Source organism: Rhizobium sp. 10PS4 (assembly GCF_032464805.1).
Classification (GTDB): Bacteria; Pseudomonadota; Alphaproteobacteria; order Rhizobiales; family Rhizobiaceae; genus Rhizobium; species Rhizobium laguerreae.
This window is the reverse complement of the sequence record NZ_JAWDIW010000001.1, coordinates 347,881-370,802: the sequence shown is the minus strand read 5'-3', so window position 1 is coordinate 370,802 and position 22,922 is coordinate 347,881. Positions and strand designations below refer to the sequence as shown.

The 22,922-nt window shown below is 61.1% G+C and carries 18 protein-coding genes; 7 read left to right on the top strand and 11 right to left on the bottom strand.

Annotated elements, in window-relative coordinates; all coding sequences use genetic code 11:
• Positions 1–161: 161 nt before the first annotated feature.
• From RWJ89_RS01665 to RWJ89_RS01630, 8 genes are all read right to left on the bottom strand, one after another.
• The gene (locus RWJ89_RS01665; RefSeq protein ID WP_168281095.1) at positions 162–1,208 is read right to left on the bottom strand and encodes an ABC transporter ATP-binding protein; all 1,047 of its coding nucleotides are present in this window, start codon (positions 1,206–1,208) and stop codon (positions 162–164) included.
• Positions 1,209–1,221: 13 nt separating this feature from the next.
• On the bottom strand, positions 1,222–2,916 hold the full coding sequence (locus RWJ89_RS01660) for a glycoside hydrolase family 32 protein (protein WP_316030459.1): 1,695 nt from the start codon (positions 2,914–2,916) through the stop codon (positions 1,222–1,224).
• A gap of 2 nt (positions 2,917–2,918) precedes the next feature.
• Complete coding sequence (locus RWJ89_RS01655; protein WP_131662624.1) at positions 2,919–3,812, bottom strand: carbohydrate ABC transporter permease; 894 nt, start codon at positions 3,810–3,812, stop codon at positions 2,919–2,921.
• Positions 3,805–4,737 (bottom strand): carbohydrate ABC transporter permease, encoded by a 933-nt coding sequence (locus tag RWJ89_RS01650; protein WP_316030458.1) that lies wholly within the window; start codon positions 4,735–4,737, stop codon positions 3,805–3,807. Before RWJ89_RS01650 ends, RWJ89_RS01655 begins: the two co-directional genes overlap by 8 nt.
• A gap of 74 nt (positions 4,738–4,811) precedes the next feature.
• Positions 4,812–6,104, bottom strand: a complete 1,293-nt coding sequence (locus RWJ89_RS01645) for an ABC transporter substrate-binding protein (RefSeq protein WP_316030546.1) — start codon at positions 6,102–6,104, stop codon at positions 4,812–4,814.
• Positions 6,105–6,147: 43 nt separating this feature from the next.
• The gene (locus RWJ89_RS01640) at positions 6,148–7,158 is read right to left on the bottom strand and encodes a LacI family DNA-binding transcriptional regulator (protein ID WP_168281567.1); all 1,011 of its coding nucleotides are present in this window, start codon (positions 7,156–7,158) and stop codon (positions 6,148–6,150) included.
• Between the two features lie 157 nt (positions 7,159–7,315).
• Positions 7,316–11,023, bottom strand: a complete 3,708-nt coding sequence (putA, locus tag RWJ89_RS01635) for a trifunctional transcriptional regulator/proline dehydrogenase/L-glutamate gamma-semialdehyde dehydrogenase (protein ID WP_316030457.1) — start codon at positions 11,021–11,023, stop codon at positions 7,316–7,318.
• Positions 11,024–11,050: 27 nt separating this feature from the next.
• Positions 11,051–11,257, bottom strand: a complete 207-nt coding sequence (locus tag RWJ89_RS01630; protein ID WP_222010364.1) for a hypothetical protein — start codon at positions 11,255–11,257, stop codon at positions 11,051–11,053.
• A 150-nt stretch (positions 11,258–11,407) separates the two neighbouring features.
• Here RWJ89_RS01630 and RWJ89_RS01625 point away from each other — a divergent pair, with 150 nt between their 5' ends.
• On the top strand, positions 11,408–11,902 hold the full coding sequence (locus tag RWJ89_RS01625; protein WP_316030456.1) for an Lrp/AsnC family transcriptional regulator: 495 nt from the start codon (positions 11,408–11,410) through the stop codon (positions 11,900–11,902).
• A 233-nt stretch (positions 11,903–12,135) separates the two neighbouring features.
• Here the strand turns inward: RWJ89_RS01625 and RWJ89_RS01620 are convergent, their stop codons facing one another.
• On the bottom strand, positions 12,136–13,032 hold the full coding sequence (locus RWJ89_RS01620) for a LysR family transcriptional regulator (RefSeq protein WP_168281103.1): 897 nt from the start codon (positions 13,030–13,032) through the stop codon (positions 12,136–12,138).
• 94 nt (positions 13,033–13,126) lie between these two features.
• Between RWJ89_RS01620 and RWJ89_RS01615 the strand changes: the two genes are divergently transcribed.
• From RWJ89_RS01615 to RWJ89_RS01605, 3 genes are read left to right on the top strand one after another with little or no spacing between them, the layout of a single operon-like run.
• A complete protein-coding gene (locus RWJ89_RS01615) occupies positions 13,127–14,314 on the top strand; it encodes an MFS transporter (protein ID WP_131662619.1) in 1,188 nt (395 codons plus the stop codon).
• 31 nt (positions 14,315–14,345) lie between these two features.
• Positions 14,346–15,092, top strand: coding sequence for an SDR family oxidoreductase (locus RWJ89_RS01610; RefSeq protein WP_077976801.1), 747 nt, complete (start codon positions 14,346–14,348; stop codon positions 15,090–15,092).
• A gap of 13 nt (positions 15,093–15,105) precedes the next feature.
• The gene (locus tag RWJ89_RS01605) at positions 15,106–15,579 is read left to right on the top strand and encodes a cyclophilin-like fold protein (protein ID WP_168281107.1); all 474 of its coding nucleotides are present in this window, start codon (positions 15,106–15,108) and stop codon (positions 15,577–15,579) included.
• 134 nt (positions 15,580–15,713) lie between these two features.
• Here the strand turns inward: RWJ89_RS01605 and RWJ89_RS01600 are convergent, their stop codons facing one another.
• Complete coding sequence (locus RWJ89_RS01600) at positions 15,714–16,610, bottom strand: LysR family transcriptional regulator (RefSeq protein ID WP_168255784.1); 897 nt, start codon at positions 16,608–16,610, stop codon at positions 15,714–15,716.
• 128 nt (positions 16,611–16,738) lie between these two features.
• On the opposite strand from RWJ89_RS01600, the gene RWJ89_RS01595 reads away from it, so the two are divergent.
• Positions 16,739–17,596 (top strand): NmrA family NAD(P)-binding protein, encoded by an 858-nt coding sequence (locus RWJ89_RS01595; RefSeq protein ID WP_316030455.1) that lies wholly within the window; start codon positions 16,739–16,741, stop codon positions 17,594–17,596.
• Between the two features lie 164 nt (positions 17,597–17,760).
• Here RWJ89_RS01595 and RWJ89_RS01590 read toward each other — a convergent pair whose 3' ends face one another.
• Entirely contained in the window at positions 17,761–18,798 is a 1,038-nt protein-coding gene (locus tag RWJ89_RS01590; RefSeq protein ID WP_168281111.1) for a class I SAM-dependent methyltransferase, read from the bottom strand.
• A gap of 180 nt (positions 18,799–18,978) precedes the next feature.
• Here RWJ89_RS01590 and RWJ89_RS01585 point away from each other — a divergent pair, with 180 nt between their 5' ends.
• Complete coding sequence (locus tag RWJ89_RS01585) at positions 18,979–20,976, top strand: putative bifunctional diguanylate cyclase/phosphodiesterase (RefSeq protein WP_316030454.1); 1,998 nt, start codon at positions 18,979–18,981, stop codon at positions 20,974–20,976.
• A gap of 286 nt (positions 20,977–21,262) precedes the next feature.
• Positions 21,263–22,915 (top strand): acyltransferase, encoded by a 1,653-nt coding sequence (locus tag RWJ89_RS01580; protein WP_131662615.1) that lies wholly within the window; start codon positions 21,263–21,265, stop codon positions 22,913–22,915.
• Positions 22,916–22,922 lie beyond the last annotated feature (7 nt).

Genomic DNA, 22,922 nt, shown 5'->3' with positions numbered 1-22,922 from the left:
ACGTTTGGCAGGCGCGTGGCAACAGATCGCCGCGCAATTGGCTAATTCGATCAACTGAAGGGCCGAACACCCAAAACTAAGATGTCGCAAGGCTGGATGGCACCGGCACCGAACCACGCGCGTCAAATGACGGACGCGGCTCAGCGGGAGGCGCCGGGGGATCAGCCTAGCCGATTGCCTTCGGCGGAGAAGAGGTGGATTTTCTCGGATTTGGGCGCGAGGTGGATTTGCTGGTCAGGTTTTAAATCCACCCGTCGGTGCAGCACGATGGTTGCCGTCTGCGTGCCGACGCGCACCGAAAGATGGGTCTCCGCACCGGTCGGCTCGACAGTCAGTACGGTGGCCGGAATGCCCGTCTCCGCAATGTCGAGGTCTTCCGGGCGGATGCCGTAGGTGCGTGCCGCGCAGTGGCTCAATTGCGGCGGAAGCGGCAGGGAAACACCGCCTTCAATACGGAAGCCGCCGTCGCTGACGCCACCCTCGAAGAGGTTCATCGACGGCGAGCCGATGAAGGCGGCAACGAAGGTGTTATCCGGGCGGTCGTAGAGATCGAGCGGCTTGCCGATCTGCTCGATGCGGCCGGCGCGCATGACGACGATCTTGTCGGCCATGGTCATCGCCTCGATCTGGTCATGGGTGACGTAAACGATGGTCGTGCCAAGGCGCTGATGCAGCTCCTTGATTTCACTGCGCATTGTCACCCGCAGCTTGGCGTCGAGGTTGGACAGCGGTTCGTCAAAGAGGAACACTTTCGGATGGCGTACGATGGCGCGGCCCATGGCGACGCGCTGGCGCTGGCCGCCGGAAAGCTGTTTCGGCAGGCGCTCCAGCAGCGGTTCAAGTGCGAGGATGGCGGCGGCTTCGCTCACCAGCTTGTTGATTGTCGCCTTATCGCGCCCCTGCAGCTTCAAGGCAAAGCCCATATTTTCGCGCACCGTCATGTGCGGATAGAGCGCGTAGGACTGGAACACCATGGCGATATCGCGCTCCTTCGGCGCGACGTCGTTCATGACGCGACCGTCGATGCGTATTTCACCGCCGCTGATATCCTCTAGCCCCGCCAGCATGCGCAGAAGCGTGGACTTGCCGCAGCCGGACGGACCGACGAGCGTGACGAACTCACCGTCCTCGATATCCGCGGAAACCCCGTGGATAACGGAGGCCGCGCCGTATTGCTTCAGAACCCGGTCGATTACTACTGATGCCATTATCTGTCCCTCCTCACAGTTTCAGTTGCCAGACGCCGGCCCCGGCGACGGCGCCGGTGAGCGTTGCCGAACGTGCGGCGGCAAAGCCCGGAATCCGTTTGGATCCCGTCCAGCGGCCGTTGTCAGCGAAGACCTCGATGGAGCCGGCATCGAGGAAGATGCGCAGGCTCGACGGTTTCGCGCCGGTGGCGACGTAACGTGGCGGCGTCATACCGGTGCGGGCGTCGAAGACAATCGCCAGACCATCGGCATCGACTTTCACTCCTAGATCGACGTCCGGATGATCGAAGGTGAGATCGAAGGCGGCGCCCGGCTCGGTGAGATCAAGTACGATCTCGACGGCGCCGGTGCCGAGCGGCACGGTCTTGCCGGCGGCAAGCGCGGTGTCGTCCAGCAACTGATGGCGCAGGCTTTCGACGGCTGCGACCGGCGGGGTCAGCACGGTGTTGCCAGCGAGGAGCATCCGGCGCGGAAGGGTCATGGCCGTCGGCAAATCGTCCTTCTTGGAAAAATCCGTCCAGTTGGCGAGCCAGGCGATGCCGACCGGCTCGTCGCCATCAACGAAGGCCTGAAAGGCATAGGCATCCGAACCGAAATCCAACTCCTGCTCGAACTCCGCAGTGAAGGTGCGGCCATCGAAACCGCCGACGGTGACGGAGGTGAGGTTGCGGCGGCCGGTGGCCGGGTCGCGGCTGGTGAGCAGACCGAAGATCAGCGCCCAGCGGGTTTCCGCGTTTTTGCCGGAAAGCGGCACCATGCAGGGGCATTCCGCCGCTGTCATGCCGAAACCGTCCTCGCGATGGATGATGCCGAGGAAGGTCCAGCCATCGGCGCCTAGCGCGTCTGCGGTTTCATAGAGCAGTACGACGCCGCCCTGCCTGTCGCGGCTGCCGAGCAGCATCTTCCAGCGGCCGTCCGGGCCTTTGAACACATAGGGGTCGCGGAAATCGGTTGTGAGGTTCAAGTCTTCCGGGCGCAGCGGCATCACGATTTCCGAAGGGTCGGCGACGATGCCGTCGCGGCTGACGGCGGAAAGCTGGATTTGCTCTTCCGGTTGCCGGTCACGCACATGCTCGGTGTAAAAGACGCGGATTTCCTCTGGGTCGGCACCGGGGATCGCCGAGCCGGAGAAGGCGCCGCCGCGGCCATCGTCCTTTTCCGATAGATGCGCCGCCGGAAAGAGGAACATAGGCAGATGCCTCCAGCGGACGAAATCCCTCGAGACGGCATGGCCCCAGTGCATCGTGTTCCAGCGCGGCTCATGAGGATAATGCTGGTAGAAGAGGTGAACGTTTCCGCCGAACCGTCCAAAACCGTTCGGATCGTTCATCCAGCCGAAGGGCGGGCGGAAGTGGTAGCTGTTGGGCACGTCGGGGGCGGCGGTGCGGGCATCGCTGTGCAGCACGCGGATGCCCTCCTTCATTACGGCTTCTGGTCGGAAGGCATAAACGACGGAGAGCGCGGTGGTTGTCGCATCATAAGACAGCGTGGCACGACCGCCCTTCGCGAGTGTCACAGCGAAGAACTCAAATTCCCCCGTGCGGCGGGTCGAGGGCTCGCCGATGTCGTTGCCATCAACGGCGACGAAGAGCTTCGCCTCGCCGCCGGCATGGCGCGCCTTCAGCCAGAGATGCAGCACCGTGCCTTCGGGCAGTTCCGCTTCAATGGTTTCAGGTGCTGACGTTTCGGATTTTGCCTGCAGAGACATGATCAACCTTTCACGGCGGAGCCGACGAATGAACTGACGAACCAGCGCTGGAAAGCCAGATAGAGAATGAGGACGGGGATCATCATCAGCACCGAGGCGGCCATGGCGCGGTCCCAGTAGATGCTGTCCTGTCCGAAGAAGGTGGCGATGGCGACGGCAATCGGCCGAGCATAGTCGGTCTGGGTGACCAGCGTCGGCCAGAGATACTGGTTCCAGCTTTCGATGCCCATGAGGATCGAGACCGTGGCGAGCGCCGGCAGGCTGAGCGGCATGTAGATCGACCGGTAGATGCGGAAGGCCGATGCGCCGTCCATTTCCGCCGCTTCATAGAGTTCTTTCGGCAGCTGCGCGAAGAACTGGTAGAAGAGGAAGACATAAAGCGGGCTTGCCACCCAGGGCAGGATCTGCACCGCGAATGTATCCGTCAGCCCCGCCCGCGACATCATGACGACGAGCGGCATGATGATGCTTTCCTGCGGGATGACATAGAGCGCGACGACCAGCGCCAAGAGCGCCGCCTTGCCGCGCAGCGAACCCCAGGCGAGAACGAAGCCCGCCATAGAGTTGACGACCAGACCCGAGACGACTGTGGCGGCGAGGATCACCAGCGAATTGAAGAGATATCGGCCGTATGCCAGCTCGCCGGAGAAATGGGCGATCTCCTTGTAATTCGACAGAGTCGGGTCGCTGACCCAGAAGGCGCGGAAGCTGCCCATGTCGGCGAGGATGCGGAAGCGGTCGTCCTTCAGGCTGGCGATCAGCAGCATGAACAGCGGCGAGATCATCACCAGCGCGATGACCAGGATGCAGAGGCTCTGCACGATGCGCAGGTTTCTCTTGCCGTTGCCCCTTGCGATTGCCAGCGGGACGGGCTGGCTCAAAGCGAGATCAGACATCGAAGCGCCTCAGGAGTTTGCGTTGCAGGAGCGCGATCAGAAGAACGATGACGAAGAGGATGACGGAAACGGCCGATGCGTAGCCGAGTTTCTGCTCCTCGAAGCCGGCGCGCACCATGTAGTGGACAACGGTTTCGGTGCTTTCGTTCGGGCCGCCCTGGGTGAGGATCGCCACCTGCGTATAAAGCTTGAAGGCCTGGATGGTCGTGATAACAAGCACGAAGACATGGGTCGGGCGAAGGCCGGGCATGGTGACGTGCCAGAAGCGGCGCAGCGCACTTGCCCCGTCGATGCGGGCGGCATCGTATAGTTCTTCGGGAATGCCCTGCAGGCCGGCGAGATAGATGATCATCTGAAAGCCATAGGCCTGCCAGGCTGAAAGCAACACGATGGAAAACATCGCCCAGTTGGGGTCGCCGAGCCAGTCGATCGGCTGGATCGTGCCGCCGGAAAGGAAACCGACGATCTGGTTGAGCGGGCCGTTCGGATACTGGAACAGCGTGCCCCAGATGACGCAGACCACCACCATGGAGGTGATCGCCGGCAGGAAGAACAGGCCGCGCAGCAGGTTTTGCATCGGCAGCTTCTGATGCAGGAGTAGCGCGGTCAGGAAGGCGAGGCCGCACTGCAGCGGCAGCACCCAGACGGTGAAGCGCGTGACGTTCCACAGCGAGGTCCAGAACAGCGGATCGGTGAAGACGCGCTCGAAATTCAGCAGACCGACGAAGCGCACCGGCGTCGGGCGCGGCACGAGCGGCTGGTTGGTCATCGCCGTCCAGAAGGACAAGAGGAACGGCGTGATCAGAAATATCGCCAGAAGCAGAAAGGCAGGCGCGATCATCGCCATTTCCTGCCACAGGCGCTGCCTGTCGCGGCGTTTTGCCGGACGCCGCAAAGCGGGCGTGGAGGTCTGTTGCAAAGTCATTGTTTCCTCCTCATCGGTCGTCCTTCCCGAGATGGTCCAGGGCCGGCAGGACGAACCGGCCCCGTCAAAACCCCTTACTGCTGCTCGTCGAAGGGCGGGTAGCCGGCGTTGTCCTCGATATCCTCGTCGATCTTCTTGGCAGCGGCCGTCAGCGCTTCCTGCGCGTCACCACTGTTGAAGATCTTGTCGACGGCTTGCATGAAGGCCGAAGTGATCGTCGGATATGCCGGGTGCGGCGGACGGGCGATCGCGGTCTTGGAAGCCTGCTCAAAGGCGACGGCGAGCGGACCGCCTTCCGCATAGAGCGGGGAACCGGCGGCGAAGCTCTTCAGGCCCGGATAGGCGGACTGGGTCTTGGCGTACTCCCGATACTCCTTGTCCTTCAGCAGGAAGCTCAGGAACTTGCCGGCGATCTCAGGGTTCTCCGAGGTCGCGGAAACGCCCCAGATCCAGGTTCCGTTCGGGCTCACGCCCTTGTCGCCGATCTTCGGCAGTGGCATGACGACGATATTGTCCTTCATCGCTGCCGATGCCTCCGCGTAGAACCAGTGGCCGCCCATGGCGAGCGCGGCCGGCTGTCCCTCGGCGTAGAACTGGTTGGTGCCCGACGAAGTCGGTACGACCCAGCCCTTCTTCACCCAGTCCTGCATCATCGTCAGCGCCTTGACGCAGGCCTCGCCATCGAGCGTGCCGCTGGCCTTCCAAGTCTTGCGGTCAATCAGGTCGCAGCCGGCGCTTTCGAGCAGGGGGCCGTAGGCATAGGTGATCCACTCGGTCTTGATGCCGTAACCTCGGAAGGTGTCGATCGGCCACTTCACGCCTTCGAGCTTGGAAAGCTTTTCGAGATAGCCTTCGAATTCCTCGCGGGTCCAGGCATCGTCGACCGATTTCGGAATGCGGGCGCCAATGGCTTCAAGATACTTCTTGTTGCCGTAGAGCACGACCGAGGAGTCGGTGAGGCCGATCGCATAGAGGTCCTTGTCGATCGGATAGGTGCCCTGGGCGATATTCGAATCCGTCATGTCATCGAGCAGGTCCTTGTCAATGAGCGGCTTGACGGGCTGCAGATAGCCGGACCAGACATAATTGGCGAGGAACGGAGCATCGAGTTCCATGATATCGGGCAGTTGCTTGGCCATGACGGCGGCGCTGAACTTTTCGTTATAGGCATCGTGCGGCGCGTAGATCATCTCGATGTCGACATTGGGATTGGCGGCCTCAAAGCGGGCGGCAACGTCGCCATAGGCCTTCACCCAGCCAGGATCGCCCTGGTGCATGACGTGGATGACGGTCTTCGCCTCGGCGAAACCGGCGGTCGCGACCAGCGCGGCGGACGCTAGGATTGCGGAAAGTAAACGATTACCCATTGAAGTGCTCATTGATATTCTCCTCCTGTTAGACACTCGATGTTCAGACGGATGCCCGTTCGACCAGATGGAACGGCAGTTTATGCAGATGCGGCGGTTCGGGCTGCTCGGCCAGGAGGATCTCCATGGCAAGGCGGCCCATGGCGCGGTGCGGCAGGGCCATCGTCGTCAATGGCGGGTCCAGCCGCGAGGCAATCTCGACCTGGTTGTCGAAGCTTGCCACCGCGATATCATCCGGAATGCGAAGGCCGGCGCGGGCAAGCGCCGCATAGACTTCCATCGCCACGCGGTCATTGCCGCACAAGATGGCGTCAGGCCGTTGACCGGATTTCAGAAGCGCCTCCACATGAGAGGCAACAAGGCTGGGCGCGCGGTCGCTGTAGACGCTGCGGCGCACCGCCGGCAACACGCCGACGGGGTCGATGCCCGCCTCCTCAAGCGCCGCACGAAACCCCATCTCGCGTAGCGTGCCGGCGAGAATGCCCGGCAGATTGATGAAGGCGATGCGCCGGCGGCCGGCGACGAGGAGATAATGCACGATCTCCCGCGCACCGCCCTCTTCGTCCGGGACCAACGCGGTGACGCGGCCGGCAGCCTCTCGGCAGTTGATCATCACGCCGACGGCTCCCGCCAACCTGTCCGGCAGGGCGACATCCTTGTGGTACATGGCGGCATAAGCAACGGCGCGCGGCCGGAACTGCTGCACCTCGTCGAGCACCGAGCCTATAGACTGGCCGCTGCGGTGGTTGACCGCAAAGACCGCCATGCCGGCGCTGCGGGCTGCCCCATCGAGGCCACGTACGATCTCGGTAGCGAAGGGCGACGTGATGAGGCCGTCGGAGACGACGCCGACCAGCGGCAGCCAGCCCTGTCGCACGCCACGCGCCGCAAGGTTGGTCACGTAGCCGAGCTCTTCCGCAATGGCCTTGACCTTCTGGCGCGTATCGTCCGACATGCGGGCCGAGCCGCCGTGCAATGCGCCGGAAACCGTCTTTACCGAGACCCCCGCACGTTCCGCGATGTCAGAAAGAGATACTGTCACGATCCGCACCATCCTCCTTGGGTTATCGATTACCCAATAGTCGCGGCAGACGCGTTTTGTCAAGCGGCTTTTACGCGCACCGCACGCCGGAACACGCCTTTGCCCTATGAACATCCTTGGAACGGGCTTCTTCAGACGAAGGCGTTTTTCTGCGCCCTCGTCTTGTCACTCAGCCGATGGCCATCAGGCTTGCGTTGCCGCCGGCAGCCGCGGTGTTGATCGAGGTCGACACTTCCTCCAGCAACCAATTCAGGCAATAGGCTTCGGGATCGCTCGCCAAATCCTCGACCGTCGCGGCCTGGACCAGCAGAAGCGGACCGGGCAGGTGAGCGATCTTCCGATTGACGGCCAGAACCCTGTCGCGATCCCCTTCGACGAGCGCGCCTGAGAACGGCCCGTCCTTCTCCCAATCCGAGGTCCAGGAAATCCGGCCGGCGACAGCCGCCGGAAGATCCGCCAGGACTGATTTCGATAGGGAACCCGCGTCCACGACGATGTGGTTGCCGGTTGAAAGGGCTGCGGCGACCTGGCGATGAAGCCCGCCTTCCGTCTGCGGCACGACGAGAATACGGCCGCGGGGATGGAGCGCGTAGAGATTGAGCTCCCCGACCGGACCGGTGAGTTCGCGTTCGAGACCGAGCGCCGAGCGGCTGGCATATCCACGCGCCGCTTCGCCCTCGCCCGATAAGCCCTGCTTGTCGAGCCAGACGATGTAGTCACGAAGGGCAAGGTCCGTATGAACGGAATCCTGCTGCGGCGGCACGGGCGCACGCTGCACCAGCCGGCCGATATAAAGTGGACCGCCGGCCTTCGGACCGGTTCCCGACAGGCCACGGCCGCCGAAAGGCTGCACGCCGACGACGGCGCCGATGATGTTCCGGTTGACATAGAGGTTTCCGGCCTTGATGCGGCTGGTCACATGCGCGATCGTTTCGTCAAGCCGGGTGTGAAGCCCGAATGTCAGACCATAACCCGATGCGTTGATGTCGTCGATCAAACGGTCGAGCCCGTTTCGCTTGAAGCGGATGACGTGCAGGACCGGGCCGAAGATCTCCCTCGTCAGGTCTGCCAGGGATTTGATCTCAATGATCGTCGGCGGAACGAAGGTCCCCGCCGCAGCGCCTTCGGGCAGCGGCAGTTGATCCACCTTGCGGCCTAAGCCGCGCATATGCTCGATATGCTGGTCGATCTCCGTCTTTGCGCTGTCGTTGATGACAGGGCCGACATCGATGCTCAGCCGATCGGTACGGCCGATCGTCAGCTCGCGGAAGGCGCCCTTCAGCATGGCGAGGGTCCTGTCGGCGACATCGTCCTGGAGGCAGAGAACCCGGAGCGCCGAGCAGCGCTGACCGGCGCTGTCGAAGGCAGACGCAATGACGTCGGCCACCACCTGCTCGGCCAAAGCCGAGGAGTCGACGATCATGCCGTTCTGGCCGCCGGTTTCGGCAATCAGCGGAATCGGCCTGCCGCTCGCCGACAACCGTTCCGCCAGCTGTGCCTGGATCATCCGCGCAACTTCGGTCGACCCGGTAAACATGACGCCTGCCGTCTCCTCAGCCCCGACCATGCCGGCGCCGAGACGGCCGCTGCCGGGCACGAACTGCAGGGCACCGACAGGCACGCCCGCCTCGTGAAGGATCTTCACACTCTCCGAAGCGATGATCGGCGTGACGCCGGCCGGTTTGGCAAGCACGGGATTGCCTGCCACCAAGGCTGCGGCGACCTGCCCGGTGAAAATCGCCAGCGGAAAATTCCACGGGCTGATGCAGACGATCGGGCCGAGGGGCGCATGCGAGGGGCCGAGCGTCTTGCGAGCCTGTTCGGCATAGTAGCGCAGGAAATCGATCGCCTCACGCACCTCGCCGACGGCATTGGCCGCGGATTTGCCGGCCTCGCGCATGACGATGCCCATCAGCACCTTGATGCGGGCCTGCATGATGTCGGCGGCCCGCTCCAGGCAGGCGGCACGCTCGGCCGGCGGCACGGCGGCCCATTGCGGCGCATGCTCGGCCGCCATGCGAACGATGCGCGCAGCCTCCTCGACCTTCACCTCGGTCACTGTGCCGACGACATCCCGGTGATCGGCAGGATTGAGAACATCGCGCGTCACCCCCTCCGTAGAGCCGTCGGCAAGGAGGGGAAGCGCATGCCACGGGGCAGCAGCCGTGGAGATGAGCGCCTCAGCCAAATCCGAAAGGGTGGCCTCGTTCGAGAGATCGAGACCTTCGGAATTGGCCCGGGCGTTGCCGTAAAGAGCCTTTGGTGAGGCGATCTGCGTGTGGGGCGCGCCCATAACGGGCATGGCCGCGACGATTTCGGCGGGATCGGCGATCAGCGCCTCGACCGAGACATTCGGATCGGAGATGCGGTGCACGAAGGAGGAATTGGCGCCGTTTTCCAGAAGGCGTCGAACCAGATAGGCGAGCAGCGTCTCATGCGTTCCCACAGGCGCATAAATGCGGCAGGGCCGGTCGAGTTTTTCCTTTCCGACGACCTCGTCGTAGAGCGGTTCGCCCATGCCGTGCAGGCATTGGAACTCATATTTGCCGACGATGAAATCAGCACCCGCCAGACGATAGATCGTGGCGAGCGTCTGCGCATTATGGGTGGCAAATTGCGGGAAGACCGCATCCGGAGCATCGAGCAGCTTGCGCGCGCAGGCGACGTAGGCGACATCCGTGTAGATCTTGCGGGTATAGACCGGATAGTCGTCGAGCCCGTCCAACTGGGCACGCTTGATCTCCGCATCCCAATAGGCGCCCTTGACGAGACGGACCATGACCCGGCGCCCGGAGCGGCGTGCGAGATCGATGATATAGTCGAGGACGAATGGGCAGCGCTTGCCATAGGCCTGCACGACGAAGCCCAGCCCGCTCCATCCGGCGAGATCAGGGGCAAAGCAAAGCTCCTCGAGGAGGTCGAGCGAAAGCTCCAGCCGATCGGCCTCCTCGGCGTCGATATTGAGGCCGATATCATAAGTCTTGGCGAGAACGGCCAGCGCCTTGACCTTCGGCAGCAGCTCGCTCATCACGCGGCCGGCCTGCGACCTCACGTAACGGGGATGCAGGGCCGAAAGCTTGATCGAAATGCCCGGGCCGTCGTAGATGCCGCGCCCGTCCGACGCCTTGCCGATGGCGTGGATCGCCTTTTCGTAATCCCGGTAATAACGCTCGGCGTCGGCGCCCGTCGTCGCGGCCTCGCCCAGCATGTCGTAGGAATAGCGGAAGCCGCGTGCTTCCAGCGGCCGGGCGCGTTTCAGCGCCTCCGCAATCGTTTCGCCGGTGACGAACTGCTCACCCATCATCCGCATCGCCATATCGACGCCGCGACGAATGACAGGCTCGCCGGCGCGCGCGATCAGCCGCGTCAGCGCTGCCGACAGGCTCCGGTCGTTGACCGTCGACGTCAGCTTACCAGTGACGACGAGGCCCCAGGTGGCGGCGTTGACGAACATGGATTTTCCGCCGCCGATATGGGAGGTCCAGTTGCCCTCGGCGATCTTGTCGCGGATCAGCGCGTCCCGGGTTTCGGTGTCGGGAATGCGCAGCAGCGCTTCGGCGAGGCACATCAGCGCCACGCCTTCCTGGCTGGAAAGCGAATATTCCTGCACCAGCCCTTCGACTCCGGTCCCCTTGTGCTTGGCGCGCAACGCCTCGATCAGGCTGCGGGCCGTGCTGCGAATGTCATAGCGTTTTGCCTCGGAGACACGCGCGGCTGCAACGAGCGGCGGCAAGCATTCGGTTTCCGGCCGGCGATAGGCTGCCGTGATGGCCTGGCGAAGTTCGGATTGCGGTCGGATCGGCGGCGCAAAGCCGGAAAACGGAGCGCCATTGCTAGGGTCATTGGGTGGCGTGGTGTCGATCGCTGCGTTCAACATGAAAGTACCTATCAATCGATGTCTGGTTTAACGGATGAATGAGATGCCGGGCTCGTCGTCCCACTGTGCATCCTCCGTGAAGGCGGGGCCGGAATATTCCGTCTCTCGCAGCGGGCGCGCTTCCGGTCTGTCGCGCTTGAGGCTGAGCGCCGCGGCCACTGCCCTGATCGCCAGCGGCCGGTAGTGAGCGAGCAGGTCCGGCGTCCGATCGTCATCCGCTTCTTTGTTATGCATGTATGATCCCCGTGTTGAGCGCGGCGCCGATACCGATTTCAGCGCTCTTCTGCCCGGCAGATAATCTATCATATCCGCAAATCGCAATCTCACTTGATTTCAACAGTTTCCAGGCTGTATGAACTTATTAATCCGCCCACGAGAGTTCAAATGGCTACTGAAACCGACATCTTTAGTGAATTGGACCAGTTCGACAGAAAGATCCTCACGGCACTCGCCCAGGACGGCAGGCTGTCGATCACCGATCTGGCGGCGCGTGTCGGATTGTCGAAGACGCCGTGCCAGATCCGCTTCAAAAGGCTGATCAGCGAAGGATATATCGAAGGCTTCAAGGCCATCCTCAATCCGTCGAAAATGCAACTCGACCATATTGCTTTCGTCGAGGTGAAGCTTTCCGATACCCGGGAGCATGCGCTGAAGAGCTTCAACGATGCCATCAAGAAGATCAGCGAAGTCGAAGAGTGCCATATGATCGCCGGCAGGTTCGACTATCTCCTGAAGATCCGCACCCGCGATATCGGCCGCTACCGTCGCGTTCTCGGCGAGCGTATTTCGACACTGCCTCACGTTGCCAGCACATCGACGAATGTCGCGATGGAAACCGTCAAGGAAGGCTGGGACAAGTCCGGTTCGAGTTTTTCGTGAACTTGTTGTCGGCGATCGGCCCAAAGCAGCTGCGCACACCTTTCGACATCATGCTTTCGCTTTCCGACCGCATGCGTTCGGTTTCACCGGCACGCTTTTGCCGTACTCTTTCCACCACGCCGGCGGCGCAATCATTGACAGCGCCCGGTAAAGCCCTCGGCAATCGTCGATGAGCAAGGGCCGCAACGTGTTGCGCCCCGTTGTCCGGCAGAGCCTCTCGACATGAGTGTTGGTTACCGATACCGGTAGCGGAAGGCTTCAACGAAAGCGGAGAAAGCAGGGGATGGATGGCGCCGGCTGGGGTAATAGAGATGATACCCCTGGAATGTAGGCGCCCAGTCCGCGAGCACTTCGTGCAGTTGACCGCTGTCACAATATTGCCTGATGAGGTCCCTCGGCACATAAGACAGCCCCGCCCCATCGAGAGCGGCATTGATCGCCGGCCCTATGTTGCTCATCACGAGCTGGCCTTCCACACGAACGCTGAACTCGCGGCCATCCTTTTCAAACTCCCAGGCATAGAGAGCGCCTGACGTCGGAAGACGCAGGTTGACGCAATTGTGGTCCGTCAAGCCATGCGGGGTCGAAGGCACAGTGTGGACAGCAAAATATTCGGGTGATCCAACCACGGCGTAAGAGATATCGGGCCCGATGCGAACGGCCACCATGTCGCGCGCAATCGCTTCGCCGAGCCGCACGCCGGCATCGAATTGGCGCTCCACGATATTTGTGAAACCATTGTCGACGATGAGTTCCACGGTGATATCGGGGTAATCCCGTAAAAATGCCGGCAGCCTCGAACGGAAGACCAGCTCCACGGCATCATCGGGACATACGAGGCGGACTGTGCCCGAAGGCTTGTCGCGCAACGCGCCGAGGGCACTGATCCCGGCGGCGATGCTCTCGAAATGCGGCTGGATAGTTTCCACGAGGCGCGTACCGGCCGCCGTCGGGGCGACGTCACGCGTCGTGCGGGAGAGAAGCCGGACGCCGAGCCGGGCTTCGAGCGCGCTGATCGTATGGCTCAGCGCCGAGCGCGTGACTCCCAGCTTTGATGCAGCGCGCGTGAAGCTCCGCTCCTGAGCCACCTCCAGAAACGCACGCATTTCCGTGAACTCGTCGCGCCGCATTGTTGAATCTCCTTCATCACGACGTTCAGATTATAGCTTCTAGTCGCGCAAAACCAGTGCGGCTATCTATCTGGCAACGGACAGGAGAACGTGAATGACCGTCGAGTTGACATTGAATGAGACCTCACTGACGGACGACACGGCGACCTCATGGTCTGCTGTGACCTGTCTCTCACTTCTCACTTTCCTTCTGGTGGGTCTGGAATTTCTCCCTGTGAGCCTTCTGACCCCAATCGCCAGGGACCTCTCTATTTCAGAGGGGCAAGCCGGATTGGCGATCACCGTGTCGGGTGTCTTTGCGGTTATCACCAGCCTTTTCGGCAATGCCTTCCTGGCGAAGATCGACCGGAAGTCTGTCGTCCTGCTCTATACGGCGGTCCTTGTCGCATCGAGCTTGGCGGTTGCCCTCGCACCCAACTTCCTTGTCTTTCTCTTCGGACGATCCCTGGTCGGCGTTTCGATCGGCGGCTTCTGGTCGCTGTCGACGGCTATTCTGGCACGCCTGACTTCGGATCGCGACCTGCCCAAGGCCATTGCGCTTCTTCAAGGTGGCACCGCATTCGCCCTCGTCCTTGCCGCACCGCTCGGCAGTTTTCTTGGCGGGTTGATCGGATGGCGCGGAACCTTCTTCATTACCGTGCCGATCGGAATTGCCGCACTCGTCTGGCAACTGGTCGTTCTGCCGAGGATGCCGGCGACATCAACCGTCTCGGTGGCCAGAATATTCGGGCTGCTACGCAATCGCACATTCGCGATAGGAATGGCGGCGACCGGCTTGGCCTTCATTGGCCAGAACGCACTGTCTATTTATCTTCGCCCGTTCCTCGAAGGCGTCACGGGGCTGGAATTGAATGTCCTGTCCATGGTGCTTCTCGGCCTCGGCGTCGGCGGGCTAGCTGGAACCTCCGTGATCGGCTTCGTCGCCCGACGCCACCTCCTCCGCGTTCTCGTAGGCCTGCCGGCCGCTCTTGCATTCCTAGCCCTGCTGCTGATCGCTCTCGGGCCGTTCGCGGCGGTTACGGCATTCCTGCTCGTCATGTGGGGATTTTTCTCGACGCCGATTCCGGTCGCCTGGAATACCTGGATGGCCGCTATCGTTCCCGGTGAATTGGAAGCGGCAGGTGGACTGCAGGTGGCGCTGATCCAACTCGCCATTGCAGGCGGCGCTTTCGCTGGCGGCATGCTGTTCGACACCGCGGGATGGTGGAGCACCTTCCTTCTGGCCGCCTGCCTTCTCGCCGGTTCGGCTGTCCTCGCCGCGCTCGCCGGCCGCCGTTCCTGAACCTTTAGAAACCTCAAAACAGGAAATCATCATGTCCCAAGGAATCCAAAACAAAGTGGTCGTCATCACCGGAGCAAGCAGCGGGCTTGGCGAAGCCACCGCGCGTCACCTTGCTGAGCGCGGCGCTTCCGTCGTCCTCGGCGCGCGGCGTAGCGACCGCATCGCCAAGCTGGCCGAGGAGCTTTGCGCCAGGGGCTACAAGGCCAAAGCAGTCCAAACCGACGTCACGGATCAACATCAAGTCAAGAAGCTCGTCGACACGGCCGTCAACGCGTTCGGTCGCATCGACGTGATGCTGAACAATGCCGGCCTGATGCCACTTGCGCCGCTCGAACGGCTCAAAGTTGACGAGTGGGATCGCATGATCGACGTGAATATCAAAGGGGTGCTCTACGGCATCGCAGCAGCGCTTCCGCACATGAAAGCGCAGAAGTCGGGGCACATCATCAACGTGTCCTCCGTCTACGGTCATGTTGTCGATCCGGGTGCCACCGTCTACTGCGCGACGAAATTCGCCGTGCGCGCCCTCTCCGAAGGGCTGCGGAAGGAAGTGAAGCCGTACAACATCCGCACCACGATCATTTCACCCGGCGCGGTGAGCACCGAACTGCTCGAGCACATCAGTGAGAAGGACATCCAGGCAGGCACCAAGGAGTTCGTCAGCAACATCGCCATCGGCGCGGACACGTTCGCCCGAACGGTCGCCTTCGCGGTGAACGAGCCGGACGATGTCGACATCAACGAAATCCTGTTCCGGCCCACGGCTCAACCTGTCTGACGCGAGGCGCGCTATGTCGATGACATCCAAGTTCATGAGCCGTCGCGCGGTGCTGGGCGGAACCTTGGCCGCCGCCGCTCTCCCTCTTGTGGCGCACGGGCAGGACGAGCACAACTCGACGGGTCACGGGGCGACAGACCTCAGGATCAGGATTGGCTTCAACAATCTGATCCTGACCGCGACACTCTTCGACAATCCGACGGCGCGCGATCTCATTTCCATGCTGCCCCTGAACCTCAAGATCGAAGACTACGGCAGGAACGAAAAGATCGTCCATCTGCCGCGCAAGCTGACCGAAGAAGGCAGCGGTGCTTTCGGAAACGAGCAACCGGGCGACCTTTGTTACTTCAAACCGTGGGGTAACCTGGCCCTGTTCTACGCGGATTACCGCTGCTGGGACGGGCTGATCCGGCTCGGCCGCTTCGACAATGGCTTCGAGCCGTTGCTGGTGCGCGGCGAGTATCCGGTCCGCATAGAACGCATCTGACACGGTGCTTTATGGCCGGAGATGTGAACGCCTTCCTCCCAAGCATGAAAGAACCCAACAGACGATAAACTTCCGGAAACTAGAAAGCCGCGGCCGGCTCAAGCCAGCAGAGGCGCTCGACGGGGTGCCTCCGTCTATTCGATGATCTCGACGCAGAAATCTATAAAGGCCCTGACCTTAGCCGGAACATGCTGACGCGAGGGATAGAAGGCGTAGAGCGGGAATGTCTCGTCCGACCAGTCGGGAAAGAGGTTCACGAGCTGCCCATTGTTCAGATAATCCGCCATCCCGAGTGTGAAGACTTGCGCGATGCCGATCCCCGCAAGGCAGGTCGCCAAGGTCGTGCCGGCATCGTTGACTAAAATGCGGCTGCGGGTCTCGATCGAGACGACCTCGTCACCCGACCGAAGCTCCCATTCGAAAGGCCTTGCGGTCAGCGGATCCTGGAACTGGATACAGGTATGCTCGCTCAAATCCTGTGGACGGCTCGGCCAACCATGCCGCTCGATATAAGCGGGAGCCGCAATCGTGATCACGGGCGTCTGCATCAACAGGCGCGAAATAAGCGACCTCTGTGCAGGCTCGCCAAAGCGCACCGCGACGTCCATGCCATCAGCAACAAGATCACCGATCTCGTTGCGGGTGAAGATCTCGATCTGAATATCCGGGTAACGATCGAGGAAGGCGCCGAGCCGCGGGCCGAGCACAAGGCGTGAAAAATATGGGTCGACATTGACTCGCAGTCGCCCACGCACCGCCTGTCTGGCGCCAACAGCAGTCTGCGCAGCCTCTTCGATGCCGCTCAAGAGTGGGGCCACCTGTTCGTAGAATCGCGCGCCGTCATCGGTCAGCCGCATCGTGCGTGTTGTCCGATCGAGCAGCCGCAGACCGATCCGCCCCTCCAGCCGCGAAATGGCGCGGCTGACACCCGACGCCGATAATCCCATTAGCTCCGCTGCCCGCGCAAAGCTTCCGCTCTCGATAACGGCGGCCAATACGCTCACGCCATTCAATAATCGTCCGTCAAACATCGCGTATCCGTGATTTTTAGTCACCAATCATGTGACAGAAGCGCGCTTCAGTCAAAGGCTTCCGAAGGACATGATCGGCATAACAAACCGCCAACCTGCTGGCGGCGGAGCAGCAAAGGAGTCTAGCCATGTTTGTGATCACCGGAGTAACTGGCCAAGTCGGAGGCATCGTCGCCGCGCGTCTGCTGGAGGCGGGGGTGCCGATACGCGCCGTCGCGCGCAATGCGGAGAAAGCAGCAGAATGGAAGGACAAAGGCGCGGACCTAGCCTTGGCCGAGATGACCGACGCCGATGCGCTCACCAAGGCTTTCGCCGGCGCCGACGGCGTCTTTCTGCTGATCCCGCCCACCTCCGATCCAACCCCCGGCTTTACGGAAGTGCGCGCGGTCATTGCGGCGCTGGAGACCGCGCTTCTTTCTGCTGATCCCGCCAAGGTCGTTTGCCTCTCGACCATCGGCGCGCAGGCCAGAGAACCTAACCTCTTGAGCCAGCTCGGTCTCGTTGAACAGAAGTTATCTGCCTTGCCAATGCCGATCGCCTTTCTGCGTGCCGGCTGGTTCATGGAAAACACGGCTTGGGATATCGCGCCGGCGCGCGAGACATGTGTCCTCTCAAGTTTCCTCCAGCCGCTCGATCAGCCCTATCCGATGGTTTCTGTCTTCGACGTCGGAGCCAAGGCGGCAGAATTGCTGCAGCACGACTGGGTGGGCAAGCAGGTCATCGAGTTGACGGGGCCAGAGGGCGTCACGCCCAACGAAATCGCCGCTGTCCTCTCGTCCATCCTCGGAAAACCCGTCCGGGCAGAGCCGGTCGCCCGCGACACCTGGGAGCAGATTTTCACCGACCAAGGCATGCAAAACCCCCTCCCGCGGATGCGCATGATCGATGGTTTCAACGACGGCTGGATCCGGTTCGACGGCGACCCGGTGAAGGGCACGACCACGCTGGACACAGCCATAAGCCGCCTGATTAGCGCCGGCCGATAAACAGCTTAAAGGCCGTGGAGGAGAGCAGCCACGACCTTTCTCATGCAGCCTCTGATAGGGTCGACCCAGGATTTGAACTGAGGAATTGCCCCGAAGACTACCGGAACGGACGGCAGCGCCCAGGTACTGGCTCAAACGCCATTATATGTCGGCCAGCGTGCGGCCTACTGCGGCTTTTGAATTTCACAGTAGACAATGTTGCGGTTTGAGCCGGGCCAAACAGACACCTTTACATCCGCCCCGGTCACGCTTTCACTGGCGATCAAGCCCATCTCTCGTTCTGATCGCAACAGCAGCGCCCAGTTCATGAATGTCTCCATATAGCCATCGACGTTCGTTTCCGGGGAGAAGTTTGCGAATAGGAATGTACCGCCAGGCTTCAGCATGCTGATGCACTTTCTGGTCAGCCTTACGGCTACCGCGTCCGGCAAATAGTCATAGAGGCCCGCGGCATAAACGAAATCGAACATTCCCAGCGCATGCCTTCCACCGAGCAGGGATTTGACCGACCCGTTCACCGCCTCGACGGACGTGCCGGCGAAATCGCGGGCGACGGTTCCAACGCTCATCGGGTCTTGATCCAAAGCCACCCAGCGTTTGATCGCGCCGGCGCTGAGCGCGCGCGATAAAGGTCCCTCACGGAGATGCCCGGCGGCGATGGCGAGGACTTCGGTCGAACCAGGCCGGGCCGAAGCGATTTCGTCAACGCGGCGAGCTAGAATGTCTCGACGCTCCCTTACCGCGACGGATGACGAAGCAATTCGAGTGTAGGCGTAGATCGAACGTCCCAAGTCGCTCGCTGATGCGACATCGTCCTCAATCTCAGGTCTGCCGTAGATGAAGTCGAGAAGGCGTGCGTCGCCAGAATAGCCGCGCGGCTTTTCGAACGACCAGCGGGTCAACGGATCTTGATGGAGATAGTGAGCAACGGAATGGGATTGCGCGATCGGAACGAGGACGTCCCACACCTCCGGATGAAAGCGCCGCCGTATCTGATGCAAGGCGTCGGTAAGTCGCTCGATGATCGCACTAGGCTCGACTCCGGATTTGAACTGACGGGTCGACACCTCAAGGCTGAGGGCAAGCTCGGCCCGGGCAACGATCAGGTGGCCGGGATCTGGAGCAGCAACCCTCCTTGCTACCCGACGAATCTCGCCGGGCGCAACAAGACTCTCACCGTCCAAGACCAGGCTTTGTTCCATTTCGAGATCCTCTTGACATAGCGTTAAGCATAATCAACCTCGAAATAGGATGCGACTAGAATCTACACGGGATAAGGGTAATTCTACTCTTGCGGGTCCGATGCTACCCCTCTAACAAAGCTCAGCAATAAGACAAACCGGTTGCAGATTGCCGAACGCGATTTTGGAGGGCGCCGAAGTATGGCTTACTTTTCAACATACTTTAGATGGTTGTCAGGCCGGTGTTATTGCATGATCGCGGCTTGCGCTAATGTCCAGAACGACCAATTAACCGCCAGCTTTTCATTCGCCGAGGCCCTCAAGTCTCTGAAAACTGAAAATGATGCTGTCCGAAGGCGGAGCTCACGGCATGGTCTTTGGATGGCAGTTGCCGTATATGTGGCCTTCGCACTTCCCGACCGATGGCTGATCCCCGATGTTGCCCCCATGACGATCGCCGCGCGATTCGTCGTTGCAACGATCGCACTGCTGGCGTTCGAAATCTTGCGACTGGCAAATGCGAAAACCGTCTGGCTTGACATCACCTGCGCCGCTGCTCTGCTTGTGGGCTATGTAGGCTGGCTTTACCCGGCGATTGCCACCCGCGACGTCACCGCCATGTCATACTACATGATATTCGGTGCCATCTTCATGATGGGCGCCAACCTCTTTTTCAGTTTCCCATTTCGGCTTTCGGTGATCACTTCGGGCCTCGTTCTATGCGCATTTTTCATCGCGATCGAGGAATTCTTCCCTTCAAGCCAAACCTATAAACTTGCCTTCGGGTTGTTCTATATTTCGTGCTTTGCCTTCACATCGTTCGTCAATTGGCGATTGAACGTGGAGCGTCGAAACGTGTTGCTGAACGCGGCGGAGGCTCGCCACCAGCACTGGGAAGCGTCCGAACGTGGAAGGTCACTGCTCGAGCTTTCGCATACCGACTACCTGACGGGTATAAGCAACAGACGCGCGCTGGATCGGCGGCTCGACGAATGCTGGGCCGCCTGGAAAGATGAGCGCCGGGACTTCTCCGTGTTCCTCATCGACGTCGACTTTTTCAAACGCTTCAATGATCGCTACGGACATCAGGAAGGAGACCGATGCCTGACTGTCATCGCCAATGCACTGAAGGCGGTTGTAGAATCGTCCGATGGCATGATCGGCAGGTATGGTGGCGAGGAGTTTATCGTGGTCATGCCGGCTGCCCTTCCCAAGGTTGCGATGGCCCTCGCCAACAAGATCAGAATGGAGGTCGAGTCACTTGCGATTGCTCACGAAGAGCGACCAGATGATATGTCGACCGTAACCGTCAGCATCGGCGTCGCCTTCACCCGCGAGAAAGTTGGCGAGAAAGTCGAACGAATAGTCCGTGAAGCCGACCTTGCTCTCTACAATGCCAAAGCAAGTGGCCGAAACTGCATTCGCAGTTTTGATCCGTTTTTACCCCGTCCCGATGACCACGCTGGCAAACTCGTCCCGCTGCTGGCGGCCGCCATCGATCGCAAACTGGTCTCGCTCGTGTACCAACCGATCTTCGACGTGACCAACGGGAAAGCAAGAGCTGTCGAGGCTTTGATGCGCCTCAGAATGCCGGATGGCACCGCGGTTTCCCCGAAGACATTCATTCCAGTTGCAGAACGAAGTGGCGCTATCCTCGAATTGGGCAGGTGGGCGATCGAGACGGCCTGCCGGGATATACTGATGACCGATCGCATGGCGACCGTCAGCGTCAACGTGTCGCCGATACAACTGCGTTCCCCCGGCTTTGCTGCCAGTGTCGCTGAAATCCTTGATCGCTGCGGGGTCTGCGGCTCGCGACTAGCCTTGGAAGTCACCGAAGGCCTGGACATGGATATGCAGGCGGAGGTGCTGAAATGCATTGCCGATCTGCGGGCACTCGGCGTCGAAATCTGGCTCGACGACTTCGGCTGCGGCTTCGCGGGCCTCTCTTGGCTGAGGGCAATCGAGTTTCAGACGGTCAAGGTCGATAGAACCTTCCTGCACGACTGCTCGAACCCACGCGGTCTGACGATGCTTCAGGACATGATTGCTCTCATCCGCAATCGCGGGAATACGATTCTGGTGGAAGGCGTCGAAACGGCAGCACAGTTTTCCCTTCTCAAGGATCTTCGCATCGACCGCGTCCAGGGCTTTCACATGGGAATGCCGGTTAGCGCTGAACTTCTGAACGCGGCATAGCTCGAGCTCAAGGTTTCCAGATGGCTGAGCACGTTGCCGATGATCGGTGCGTTGGCGCATGACGTCTCTGCAAATCACGAATTCGGAGGCCACATCGGCCGCGCAAGATGGAGCGGAAATTCCATGTCACGAAAGATCAGCTTGTGATCACGCCGGCCAACCTTGAAGAAGGCCGCCATTGCCGGAAGTCTTGCTTTTGGACGGATCCGGCCGTCTGATGCAGCGAGACAACGGATCGCTGAATCAGGTGAATATTCGGCGGTTGAACCTGAAAATGAGGGGCAGGATGGATCAGGCCAACAGCCAGCAAACATCGGCAAGCGAAGAGAGCGAAGCGCTCAGGCTTCAATATCTGACGTGGGAACACATTGCGTCTGACCTCGGTCATCCGGCTCACCTCGCCCGCAAGGCGGAACTCAGGCGATCATGCAGTGCGGAGCTGGCCGAGACGTCCTACATCGCCGAGAATGCCGCAATCTTCACCGAAAGCCTGACGATGGGCGAGCGGTCGTGGATCGCCGGGCACGCGCTCGTCCGTGGCCATGTGATCCTCGGCGACGATTGCACCATCAATCCCTATGCCTGTGTTTCCGGCACGGTGACGTGCGGTCATGGCGTGCGGATTGCTTCGCATGCCTCGATCGTCGGCTTCAATCATGGCTTCGACGATGCGACCATTCCTATACACCGCCAGGGTGTCGTCAGCGTCGGCATCACGATCGGTGACGATGTCTGGATCGGCGCCAATTGCGTGATCCTCGATGGCGCCACGATTGGAAACGGCGCTGTGATCGCCGCCGGAGCGGTGGTCACAGGCGACATTCCCGCCATGGCGATTGCCGGTGGCGTGCCCGCCCGGGTGCTGCGGAGCCGAGGCTCGGCGCCCAAAAAATCCGAGACTGGCGACATCGAAGATCAATTGGCCAGGCTCGGTCAGAAGGCGAAGGGCCAATGGCCTGATATTCTTGCGCGCTGGAAAACGGACGGAGCCTATGAATCACTGGAGGCAGACGGCATCCGGCGACCAGCGATCCGGCATCTCTGCGATGCAGTCGAGATCGCAGCCGGGTTCGGCCACCTGCCGCCCGACCTCGATGCGGCGGAGACCATCGAGCGTCTCCAAAGTCTTCAGGACCGAGAGACCGGCCTTTTCCCGGAAGAGCATTCGCGAATGCATGGCAAGGCCCTCAGGGATGATTCAAAGGCGCTCTATAACGTCCTTGCGGTTGGTTATGCGCTTGAACTGCTCGGTTCCGGTCCACGCCAACCGGTCCATGCGGTCGAGCTCGGCGCCGGGGAGCTGGATGAATGGCTGAGCGCCCTGCCTTGGTCGACTCGGGCATGGCACTCCGGAAGCGTGGTCGATGCGATCGGAACTGCCATGTACTTCAATGCGAAGTATTTCGGCATCAGGCATTCACGGCAGGCGCTTTTCGAGTGGCTGGGCCGTAATGCCAACAGCGTTTCGGGGCTGTGGGGTGAACCGACCGCGGCGGAAGGATGGCTGCAACCGGTGAACGGCTTTTATCGCCTGACGCGCGGCACCTACGCCCAGTTCGGCGTGGCCCTTCCCCACCCGCACGCCTCGCTCGAGACGGTTCACCTCAACTATCGCAACCACAAGGGCTTCATTGCCGCAAAATACAATGCGTGCAACCTGCTCGATACGATTCATCCTCTGCTGCTGATTGCCCGGCAGACAGACTACAGGCGGGCCGACAGCGAGGCGATCGCCCGCAAAGTCATATCGAGGGCACTGGAGAGATGGCGAGATGGCGAGGGATTCCCGTTTGCCGACGGTGATGAACCGAGCCTGCAGGGAACGGAAATGTGGCTTTCCGTCATTCACCTGGCGGCCGATTTTCTGGGCCTGGCAGATCGCTTCGCATTCGTCCCGAAAGGCGTTCATCGGACTGCAGCCGTGGGGCTGGGTTTGTGACTACGCT

What these genes read in the sequence shown, in the direction of transcription:
- RWJ89_RS01665 (WP_168281095.1), bottom strand. Translation starts at nt 1,208, where the DNA reads ATGGCATCAGTAGTAATCGACCGGGTTCTGAAGCAATACGGCGCGGCC.
- RWJ89_RS01660 (WP_316030459.1), bottom strand. Translation starts at nt 2,916, where the DNA reads ATGTCTCTGCAGGCAAAATCCGAAACGTCAGCACCTGAAACCATTGAA.
- RWJ89_RS01655 (WP_131662624.1), bottom strand. Translation starts at nt 3,812, where the DNA reads ATGTCTGATCTCGCTTTGAGCCAGCCCGTCCCGCTGGCAATCGCAAGG.
- RWJ89_RS01650 (WP_316030458.1), bottom strand. Translation starts at nt 4,737, where the DNA reads ATGACTTTGCAACAGACCTCCACGCCCGCTTTGCGGCGTCCGGCAAAA.
- RWJ89_RS01645 (WP_316030546.1), bottom strand. Translation starts at nt 6,104, where the DNA reads ATGGGTAATCGTTTACTTTCCGCAATCCTAGCGTCCGCCGCGCTGGTC.
- RWJ89_RS01640 (WP_168281567.1), bottom strand. Translation starts at nt 7,158, where the DNA reads ATGGTGCGGATCGTGACAGTATCTCTTTCTGACATCGCGGAACGTGCG.
- putA (WP_316030457.1), bottom strand. Translation starts at nt 11,023, where the DNA reads ATGTTGAACGCAGCGATCGACACCACGCCACCCAATGACCCTAGCAAT.
- RWJ89_RS01630 (WP_222010364.1), bottom strand. Translation starts at nt 11,257, where the DNA reads ATGCATAACAAAGAAGCGGATGACGATCGGACGCCGGACCTGCTCGCT.
- RWJ89_RS01625 (WP_316030456.1), top strand. Translation starts at nt 11,408, where the DNA reads ATGGCTACTGAAACCGACATCTTTAGTGAATTGGACCAGTTCGACAGA.
- RWJ89_RS01620 (WP_168281103.1), bottom strand. Translation starts at nt 13,032, where the DNA reads ATGCGGCGCGACGAGTTCACGGAAATGCGTGCGTTTCTGGAGGTGGCT.
- RWJ89_RS01615 (WP_131662619.1), top strand. Translation starts at nt 13,127, where the DNA reads ATGACCGTCGAGTTGACATTGAATGAGACCTCACTGACGGACGACACG.
- RWJ89_RS01610 (WP_077976801.1), top strand. Translation starts at nt 14,346, where the DNA reads ATGTCCCAAGGAATCCAAAACAAAGTGGTCGTCATCACCGGAGCAAGC.
- RWJ89_RS01605 (WP_168281107.1), top strand. Translation starts at nt 15,106, where the DNA reads ATGTCGATGACATCCAAGTTCATGAGCCGTCGCGCGGTGCTGGGCGGA.
- RWJ89_RS01600 (WP_168255784.1), bottom strand. Translation starts at nt 16,610, where the DNA reads ATGTTTGACGGACGATTATTGAATGGCGTGAGCGTATTGGCCGCCGTT.
- RWJ89_RS01595 (WP_316030455.1), top strand. Translation starts at nt 16,739, where the DNA reads ATGTTTGTGATCACCGGAGTAACTGGCCAAGTCGGAGGCATCGTCGCC.
- RWJ89_RS01590 (WP_168281111.1), bottom strand. Translation starts at nt 18,798, where the DNA reads ATGGAACAAAGCCTGGTCTTGGACGGTGAGAGTCTTGTTGCGCCCGGC.
- RWJ89_RS01585 (WP_316030454.1), top strand. Translation starts at nt 18,979, where the DNA reads ATGGCTTACTTTTCAACATACTTTAGATGGTTGTCAGGCCGGTGTTAT.
- RWJ89_RS01580 (WP_131662615.1), top strand. Translation starts at nt 21,263, where the DNA reads ATGGATCAGGCCAACAGCCAGCAAACATCGGCAAGCGAAGAGAGCGAA.